Raw genomic sequence first — 7,393 nt, forward strand, 5'->3', positions numbered from 1 at the left:
AAAAAAACAGACCCATCTCAACATGACCTTATTTCCTCTCTTGGCGCCGGACAACGGCGAACCGGACTACCTGACCCTTGATGAGGCGATCGAGCGGGAACAGATCGAGGTTACGGAAGTGAGCGAGTCGGGCAGTGTCCCCGATCTGAAATTGATCAACCGGGGAAAGCAAGAAGTACTCATCATTGAGGGAGAAGAATTGCAGGGAGCCAAACAGAACCGTAACGTCAATTCGACCTTTCTCATTGACGGTAATTGTGAACTGATGATTCCGGTAAAGGATTCATACTGTACGGCATCAAAAAGGAGCATCGGCTGGCCGTTTGTAAAGTTTGAAATTTACTCAAGGCGGACAGAAAGGTTAGAGTGATCCGCGGAAAGGATGAGGGATGGTTCCATGAACCAAGGATACGAAGCAACCGTGCCTAACTGAACACGTTTTCGTGTTCAGTTAGAAGATGGGAATTCCGCGGCCTCAACAACCTCCTGAAATGAAGAAACGGTTCGAAGAATACCTGCTCGTGCTTCCCAAGGACAACGAGCCTGGCAAAATCCGGATCGTTTTGGAGTAGCCATGCATTCGTTTGAATCAGGTTTTTTGGAAAAACAGCCTATTCCCCATTCTCTTCTGCGCACTATCCGCCTGTTGGGCGAATACCTGGGGAAGGAGGCGCTTTTCAGGCAGCAGACCCCTCAAGTGCTTGAGTCGCTGCGCCAGGTCGCCATCATTCAGAGCACCGAATCATCGAACCGAATTGAGGGAATCGAAGCCCCGGTTGATCGTATCAAGAAGCTTGTAGAACATAAAACCACGCCCAAGAACCGTCCGGAGCAGGAAATCGCCGGTTACCGGGATGCTCTCGCGACAATTCACGCCAACCACGCCAACATGCCGTTCACTGTCGGTATCGTCCTTCAGCTTCATCGTGATCTTTATCAATTCGTTGCACAGCAGGGTGGGCGGTGGAAGATGACCGACAACGAGATTTCCGAGACGTTGGCCGACGGAACGAAGATTACGCGATTCAGACCGACCCCCGCGCATCGGACACCCGAAGCAATGGAACGCCTGCACACACGGTTCCGTGATGAATGGAACGAGGGCTTGATCGATCCCCTGCTGCTCATACCGGCTTATGTCCTCGATTTCTTGTGCATACACCCTTTTACCGACGGCAACGGAAGGATGGCGCGACTGCTCACGCTCCTTCTTCTCTATCGGGCGGGTTTCGAGGTCGGTCGGTATGTAAGTTTGGAGCATCTGATCGAAAACCAGCGTGTGGGCTATTACGATGCTCTGTACAAATCCTCTCAAGGTTGGCACGGGGGGGTCCACACGCTGCTGCCGTGGTGGGAATATTTTCTGGGCGTGATGCTGCTCGGCGCCTACCGTGAATTCGAACGTCGCACCGGCGAACTGACAACTGCTCGCGGCGCAAAGACTGAAATGGTCATAGCGGCGATTCGGAAACTTCCGGCCGGCTTCCGCTATGCCGATCTGGCTCAGGCCTGCCCAAACGTGAGCCGGCCGACAATCAAGCGTGTGCTGGCCCGACTTCGTGAGGAAGGAGCGGTGGAATGCGTCAAATCCGGCAGAGATGCCGTGTGGGCGAAAAAAGGGATCATGACCCGTTAATGGTATCATGAATGGCTACGATCCTCAGTCCTAAACTTAAAAGGGATCATGATACTATTAATGGGATCATAAACGGCTATTATGGGTGCCGGATGAAAAGATGTGCGCAGTTTCTGAGCAAACCACCCCCGGCGCCCAACCCCCGATTGCTCAATTTCTGAGCAGGTGAGAACTATAGCTGAGCAAACTACGCTGTATTTCCAACAAGTTGGATGTTTGGCGCAAAGTTTGCGGTAGCAATGGAGTGTCGCCCGCCCAATCGCTGGGAAATCAATCTAAAAATCAAATCCAGTTCACGAGATACGCGAACGAAAACGAAGCTCAATTTCAAATGGAGAAAATGGATGTCCAACGGTGTGAACATTCGCGAAAATAGACTGAATACGCGCCCGAGTTTGCCGCTCTCGACTCTGACAAATCCAGAGAGTTTGAATAAGTTCCTGGATACTTTCGAGTGGGTGGTGTCCGAGGCGAAAGCATTTCATCCGTCGGAAGAGACAATATGAAACAGCTTGTTCTCCTGGCGTGATTTGGCAAGCCCTCCGCTTCGAAAGGAAAATAAATGCCCAACCAGTATCGATTCCAGCTCACTACAGCCGTAACTTGGCGAATAGTTGCCGAAATTCTTCGTCGCCACCATGAAAAACAAGCACTTCGAGTCTATGAGACCCATCCAGGAGACGGTCAGTATGACTGCCTGTCGATTCGTGTAGGGGGGATAAAACCTGGTACTGCTCTTTGCGATTTCAATCAGCAGAGCCAACATATCCATGCGTGTCATTTTAGGGAAACCGACGCCCGAAGATTCGGGTGGCCGGAACGTGACCTTCAGGACTATGTGAGCGCTTTCGTAAATGCCGACGCCCCCAAGGAGGTCATTGCGCATGTAGAGCATTTCCTGGGTTTAGCCCCTATCAAGTACATTCCTGTCACCACACCACCAGTGGTCACCTTCAGAGTCATAGCTGGTCTTTTGGAGAGGTATCCATTTCCCCGGGAGAAGGTGGATGTGCGCATGAGCATACTGGATACGTCGGAATACGGTGGTGGACTACGCGAGGGGCTTAAACTCTTTCCCGGCAAGTTTTCGGAAGTCCGGTCCCAACTCCAAAAGCAATACAAAAGAGCGGCAAGGCTCTGGCTGGTCAACGTGAACGGTGACGGCTTCTCCGATGGGAAAACAAAAGCCTTGTTGGACTTACGGGGCATCGTCTATTTTGTGGACAAACCGGAAACAGGCTGGAATATTCACGAAGAATACCGACACAATGGCCGTAGGCTGCGCCCGATTTTGAATAGGTTGGAAGAAGGCATTTGGTCCTGCTCTGCGTGGGTAGTGATAACCGCACTGTGGAGGGGTGCTCAATTTCTGAGCAGTCGAAGACCAAGTCCGGTTCAGATATGTTTTTACTTTCAATGGCTTGTGTGGTTGGCCCGTTTCTTGATAGAAGAACATCGCAAATGCACTTGAAAGTGGAAACAAGTAGATGCCATGAACCTGAAGTACCCATTTGCCGCAGATCCAACAGCCGGATATTTTGCGGGGTCGTCTTCGGAGGAGGAAGATAAGATTAAAATTCCCGGCCCTCGGTGCCGTGGTTTTCTTTTTCGGGTTTCCCCTTTGTACATCTTGTTCGAAGTTAGCCCGGACCGCGTTCCACCGGCGTTGATCGAAGCCGCAAAAGAGCGCGTCGGTCGGACCGGCGGCGCGTCGAGAATGGGCCGCCCTAACTCCCGTCGGAGGTGCGCCGCCGCAGCCGGACGGAGCGCTCCGTCCCTCGTTTCCGGAGGGAGTTGAATAGACTCATGTTCAAGGTTTCTCCCCTTGCCGGGACTGTTCCAGACGATAGCTCGGCAGGTTGAGTTCCAGGATAACACAGTGATGCACGAGGCGATCGATGGCCGCCGCCGTGGTCATCGGGTCTTTGAAGATGGACTCCCATTTCGAGAAGGGCAGGTTGCTCGTGATCATGATGCTGCCGCGCTCGTAGCGGTCCGCCAGAAGGGCGAACAGGACCTCCATCTCTTCCCTGTTTTGCTGCACGTACCCTATGTCGTCTATGAGCAGGGCCTGGTATTTCTCGAAGCGTTTCAAGGCGCGGGACAAAGTCAGATCCCGCTTGGCGAGCAGAAGGTTTTGTACCAGCAGGTTGCAGGTGGTAAAAAGAACCCGCAGCCCCTGATGGACCAACTCCTGCCCTACGGCGCACGGGAGATGCGTCTTCCCGCTGCCCGGATTTCCAAAGGCCAGGACGTTTTCCGCCTGCTCCGTAAAGGCCCCCTCGGCCAGCACCTTCACTTGATGCCTTATCTTGGGTGGCAACCTCTTCATGTCGAAGGTGTCCATGCTCTTTTCCAGGGGCAGTTTCGATTCCCGTAAAAACCGCTCTGTCCGTTTTTGCCCGCGGACTTCACATTCTTTTTGGACCAGTTCATAAAGATACTGTTCGTACGTCAGCGACTCCTTCCTGGCCTGGTCGGCTTGCTCCTCGTAGCACTCCCGCACCGTGGGCAGATGGAGTTCTCTCAAGGTCCGCGTCATGTCGCTTCTCAGCTCGGCCATCACCATGACGCTCCCTCCGCCTTTCCCAAAAGACCGTCGTAGGCCCTGAGGTCCACCTCGCTTATGCACACGTCTGTTACAGGCAAAGTCTGGCTGTCTGAATGAAGCATCTCTTTCACGGCTTCCGCCGTCACCGCGTGGTCCTGGTCAAAGAGCGCTAAAATAGCTTCGTCCGTTGCGGTTTCACCTTCGTAAGCCGCCAGGTGAAGTATGCGGAGATATTCCTTGTCCGCAGTGGCCGGCCGGGTCCGTTTCAACGCATCGTAGGCCATCCGAAAACGATGCGTTGGAAAAAGGTCTTCCCTGTACCGATAATCTGCAAAGGCTCCGGGCTTTCGCAACAGCCAGTCGATAATATGATGGTAGCATATGCGCCGTTTCCCCTCTCCGCGCAGTCGGGGCATCGTCTCGACACATCGCTGAGCGTACCACACATCGAGACGCTCGGCATGAACACGGACCTTTACCGTCTCTCCTATCGAACGGCTGTTCACCGTGTAGGTATTGTGGTTGACACGAATCGTGCTGCCGGATCCCACCTTGACCATCACGCGCTTGCAGTCACAAAGCCTTTGACGAGGCAGGGCGCGCAAGACTTTCAATTCTTCCTGTAAACGGGCCCGGCGCCCGGCGTTGAGCTGGGCAAAGAGCGCGCAGAAAATTACCATATTGCTCACGACTCTCGAAGTCCCGGCTTCCGCGCAGCATCAGGGACTGATCCACCGCCGTCTTGAAGCGGTGATGCCGTTGCTCCACGTCCCCGTTTTCGTTCGGCCTGCCCGTCCGAATCTTTTTCCCTTCCAGCCTGTAATGGGACAGCAATGCCTTGTAGCGATCGGTGAACTCTTCCGGGTTGTCCGTTTTGTGAACCGCGGCCGACATCCGGTCGGTTCGGTGGGCTTGAGGCACTCCGCCAAGCTCCCACAGCGCGTTTTGAAGCCCCTGGCTCAAACTCTCGAAACTCTCCGAATAACAAATCGTGCCGGCTTCCCAGTTCGAATACGGCAACACGAAATGGTAGATCAAGTGATCGAACGGCTGCCCCGATATCTTCACGCCCAATCGGTTCATACTCGTGAAATCGGATTGACACAGCTCCCCAGGCCGGCGCCTTTGCTCAAAAAAGACCTCCTTGCCCGGCCCTTCCAGGCCGCGCCATGCCTTCACCCGACGCTGCAAGCTTCGCAACTGGCCGTCGCTGAAACGGCCGGGATATTCACGCTGCAAATCGTCGAACAAGGTCTTGGCTTGAAGACCCGGATTGAACACAAGTTTCTCCCCGACGGCTTCCCACACATCCTCGAATGGGTCCTCCCTGGTTCGCCACGTGTGCTCAACGGCGATCTCGCTCGGCAACCTCCCAAAGTTCCCATACTTTCTCGCCGTCTTTTCATCCATCCCCGCCTTCGATGCCGCCAACCCCAAACTCTTTTCCTCTTGTATCAGCTTCATCAATTTCCTCACCTGACTGTCCGTGACCATCCAAGCCTCCTTTTCAGGAATTCTTGGATAGCCTGTGTTCCCAAATTTAGGGAATTCTAATTGTCGTCAGACGGGAATTCTAATTGTCGCTGATCAGCAAGATCGGCAAGAACCGGTGAAAAATGCGCACCCATACGATCTCTCAAAAGCTTTAAGAATGGCAACATGCAGCAAAGTAAGGAGGTTGGTGGGGGGTGTCAGCTCCCTAAACTGGGTGCCGCAGGCGTGCGAATGAATAGTAGCTCCCAACATTAAGAAGTAAACCGAGCCGGCGATAGCGACTCATTGCTCAATCTACGCAGGTTCGGATGCGCAAATTTTATTCCCCATTTTATCCCCTTTTGAATAGGACCGTATGCTAACTGGTTGATATTATTAGACCGCATGCACACCATGCACACCATGCTACAGAGGGTTTTGAAGATCAGGAGCTTACGAATACGCTGTTATTTTAATGGGTTATACAAGAAAGGGTCTTGACGGTCATGTGAATGGCATTCATGAGGTCGTGGGCTCGAACCTTGCCGTTCATCGCACGCACCAAAAAAACAAGGAACTGCTAAGGCTGGATTTTTCTGAGTCCGCCCTACTCCTTAGGAACGAAAGCTTGCGATGCGTCCCAAACATAGCCAGGTTTTCGTTCGCTCTGTGGTGTGCGGTTTGGTGTGCGGTTTTTTTGTAAAATCGTCAAAATGTGCTCAAGTCTGCACAAAGTTGAGAACGCTTAATTTCTATAAAACCAAATACTTATAGCAAAATGAGGAAGTTGGAAAGCTGAGGTTCATCGTCTCTTAATCAGTAGGTTTGGGGTTCGAGACCCCGACGGCCCACCAAGAATATCAAGAGGTTAGCTTAAATGCTGGTCCCTTTCTTTTTTTCCGGAAATCAAATAGGATGGCGCACATGACAGTCTGTGGAATTTAGCGCCGACCGATGCCATGAAGAACAACCAAGCGCACTGAAGCACGGAGCCCAGGATGGTCGAGCGCCGCCGCAGGTACACCCTCTGTCTGATTCCGGTTCTGATCCTGTCGCTTTTCGGGCCCGTGACCGATCCCGCCAAGGCGGCCGCCCAATCGGCGTCCCATCGCTCCCAGGCATCGGCGTACCGCTGCCTGACCGAACCCAATCATGACTTTATCGCCTCAAAGGTCCGTAAAATACGTGTGCCCGTAGGCGCGGTTCACTCCCCGATCGGGCTTCGGGGTCAAGTGTGATTGTTTCTCGACAATCCAATGGTCAGGCCTCACTGAGTTTTCCGGATCGATAGTGCTTGAGGGCGCCGGCCAAGGTGGTTGCATAGGTGTAATAGACTTTCACTCCGGCCGCGGACAGCACGCGGTAGGCATTGGGTCCGCAATACCCCGTCACGATACCGTTCACTCCACGCTGCGTCAGGGTGCTGGCCGCGTCGATTCCAGCCCCTCTGGCCGCGTTCACGTTCTTTTGGTTATCCAGTATCTCGAACGTGTCTTCATCCAAATTGTAGACCAGAAACTTGGGAGCCCGACCGAACTGGCTCACCAAGGGGGCGTTGAGATCGTTTCCCGAGGTTGTAAAGGCTACCTTCATGCATCTGTCTCCTTATAGTGTGTGAGGGCGCGGGCTGCAACGCCCGCGTCGATCAACGGACAAACGCGGGACCGAAGCGCGGCCTTCTAGGGGCGTTTCTCCCCAGCCCCTCCGGAGACCCGCATTCCCTTTCGCTGAGT

Annotated in this window: 7 protein-coding genes and 1 pseudogene; 4 read left to right on the forward strand and 4 right to left on the reverse strand. The window is 53.5% G+C overall.

Annotated features, from left to right (window positions below; translation table 11 throughout):
- The coding region (locus tag HY788_08610) for a hypothetical protein (GenBank protein ID MBI4774226.1) at nucleotides 1-370 on the forward strand (370 nt) is incomplete at its 5' end.
- 204 nt (nucleotides 371-574) lie between these two features.
- Nucleotides 575-1,636, forward strand: a complete 1,062-nt coding sequence (locus tag HY788_08615) for a Fic family protein (GenBank protein ID MBI4774227.1) — start codon at nucleotides 575-577, stop codon at nucleotides 1,634-1,636.
- A 481-nt stretch (nucleotides 1,637-2,117) separates the two neighbouring features.
- Here HY788_08615 and HY788_08620 read toward each other — a convergent pair whose 3' ends face one another.
- The gene (locus tag HY788_08620; protein ID MBI4774228.1) at nucleotides 2,118-2,522 is read right to left on the reverse strand and encodes a hypothetical protein; all 405 of its coding nucleotides are present in this window, start codon (nucleotides 2,520-2,522) and stop codon (nucleotides 2,118-2,120) included.
- Between the two features lie 129 nt (nucleotides 2,523-2,651).
- On the opposite strand from HY788_08620, the gene HY788_08625 reads away from it, so the two are divergent.
- Nucleotides 2,652-3,107: a hypothetical protein gene (locus HY788_08625; GenBank protein ID MBI4774229.1), complete on the forward strand. Its 456-nt coding sequence runs from the start codon at nucleotides 2,652-2,654 to the stop codon at nucleotides 3,105-3,107.
- Between the two features lie 339 nt (nucleotides 3,108-3,446).
- Here the strand turns inward: HY788_08625 and HY788_08630 are convergent, their stop codons facing one another.
- Both HY788_08630 and HY788_08635 read right to left on the reverse strand, forming a co-directional pair.
- Complete coding sequence (locus HY788_08630) at nucleotides 3,447-4,199, reverse strand: ATP-binding protein (GenBank protein MBI4774230.1); 753 nt, start codon at nucleotides 4,197-4,199, stop codon at nucleotides 3,447-3,449.
- Nucleotides 4,199-5,642 (reverse strand): annotated as a pseudogene (locus tag HY788_08635) (IS21 family transposase). Before HY788_08635 ends, HY788_08630 begins: the two are co-directional and overlap by 1 nt.
- A gap of 1,016 nt (nucleotides 5,643-6,658) precedes the next feature.
- On the opposite strand from HY788_08635, the gene HY788_08640 reads away from it, so the two are divergent.
- On the forward strand, nucleotides 6,659-6,898 hold the full coding sequence (locus tag HY788_08640; protein MBI4774231.1) for a hypothetical protein: 240 nt from the start codon (nucleotides 6,659-6,661) through the stop codon (nucleotides 6,896-6,898).
- 22 nt (nucleotides 6,899-6,920) lie between these two features.
- Here HY788_08640 and HY788_08645 read toward each other — a convergent pair whose 3' ends face one another.
- Entirely contained in the window at nucleotides 6,921-7,253 is a 333-nt protein-coding gene (locus HY788_08645; protein ID MBI4774232.1) for a NifB/NifX family molybdenum-iron cluster-binding protein, read from the reverse strand.
- Nucleotides 7,254-7,393 lie beyond the last annotated feature (140 nt).

Source organism: Deltaproteobacteria bacterium, assembly GCA_016208165.1.
Lineage (GTDB): Bacteria > Desulfobacterota > Desulfarculia > JACQYL01 > JACQYL01 > JACQYL01.

What these genes read in the sequence shown, in the direction of transcription:
- HY788_08615 (MBI4774227.1), top strand. Translation starts at nt 575, where the DNA reads ATGCATTCGTTTGAATCAGGTTTTTTGGAAAAACAGCCTATTCCCCAT.
- HY788_08620 (MBI4774228.1), bottom strand. Translation starts at nt 2,522, where the DNA reads ATGCGCAATGACCTCCTTGGGGGCGTCGGCATTTACGAAAGCGCTCAC.
- HY788_08625 (MBI4774229.1), top strand. Translation starts at nt 2,652, where the DNA reads ATGAGCATACTGGATACGTCGGAATACGGTGGTGGACTACGCGAGGGG.
- HY788_08630 (MBI4774230.1), bottom strand. Translation starts at nt 4,199, where the DNA reads ATGGCCGAGCTGAGAAGCGACATGACGCGGACCTTGAGAGAACTCCAT.
- HY788_08640 (MBI4774231.1), top strand. Translation starts at nt 6,659, where the DNA reads ATGGTCGAGCGCCGCCGCAGGTACACCCTCTGTCTGATTCCGGTTCTG.
- HY788_08645 (MBI4774232.1), bottom strand. Translation starts at nt 7,253, where the DNA reads ATGAAGGTAGCCTTTACAACCTCGGGAAACGATCTCAACGCCCCCTTG.